We start from the raw sequence: 1,332 nt of genomic DNA on the forward strand, positions 1-1,332 counted from the left end.
GCCTGCATCGAGATGCTCAACAGCGCCAACATGAGCTTCGCGCTGTGCCCGCTGCTGACCGATGGCGCGATCGAGGCGCTGCTCACCGCCGGCACGCCGGAGCAGCAGGCGCTGTACCTGCCGAAGATGATCTCCGGCGAGTGGACCGGCACGATGAACCTGACCGAGCCGCAGGCCGGCTCCGACCTCGCGCTGGTGCGCACGCGCGCCGAGCCGCAGCCCGACGGCAGCTACAGGATCTTCGGCACCAAGATCTTCATCACCTACGGCGAGCACGACATGGCGGGCAACATCGTCCACCTGGTGCTGGCCCGCGTGGTCGGTGCGCCCGAGGGCGTGAAGGGCATCAGCCTGTTCCTGGTGCCGAAGTTCATCGTGAACGCCGACGGCTCGCTCGGCGCGCGCAACGATGCGCACTGCGTGAGCATCGAGCACAAGCTGGGCATCAAGGCCAGCCCGACCGCGGTGCTGCAGTTCGGTGACCATGGGGGGGCCGTCGGGCAACTCATCGGGCAGGAGAACCGCGGCCTCGAGTACATGTTCATCATGATGAACGCGGCCCGCTATGCGGTGGGCATGCAGGGCATCGCGGTGGCCGAGCGGGCCTACCAGAAGGCGGTGGCCTATGCGAAGGACCGCGTGCAGTCGCGCCCGGTCGACGGCTCGGTGGCCGGCAGCGCGAGCATCATCCACCACCCCGACGTGCGCCGCATGCTGATGACGATGCGCGCGCTGACCGAAGGCTGCCGCGCGATGGCGCTGACGGCCGCGGCCGCCTACGACGCGGCGCACGCCCACCCCGATGCCGAGGTGCGCCGGCAGAACCAGGCCTTCTACGAGTTCATGGTGCCGCTGGTGAAGGGTTACAGCACCGAGATGAGCCTGGAGGTGACGAGCCTGGGCGTGCAGGTGCATGGCGGCATGGGCTTCATCGAGGAGACCGGCGCGGCGCAGTACTACCGCGACGCGAAGATCCTGACCATCTACGAAGGCACGACCGCGATCCAGGCCAACGACCTGGTCGGCCGCAAGACGGCGCGCGACGGCGGCCAGACCGCGAAGGCGATCGCCGTGCAGATCGAGAAGACCGAGGCCGAACTCGACAAGCGCGACAGCCTGGCCGCGCGCGCGGTGCTGAAGCGGCTGGCCGCGGCGCGCGAGGCCTTCGTGCAGGTGGTCGAGTTCGTGGCCGGCTCGACCAAGGCGCATCCGAACGCGGTGTTCGCCGGCTCGGTGCCATACCTGATGCTGGCCGGCAACCTGATGGCCGGCTGGCAGCTGGCGCGTGCGCTGCTGGTGGCCGAGACGCAGCTGGCGGCCGGTGAGGGTGAC

General features: G+C 69.4%; 1 protein-coding gene. It reads left to right on the forward strand.

Annotated elements, in window-relative coordinates; genetic code table 11:
• Positions 1-1,332: acyl-CoA dehydrogenase family protein (locus AC1D01_RS34945; protein WP_477874145.1), on the forward strand; the 1,332-nt coding region annotated here is incomplete at both ends.

Source organism: Rhizobacter sp. P3_B12, from assembly GCF_056402895.1.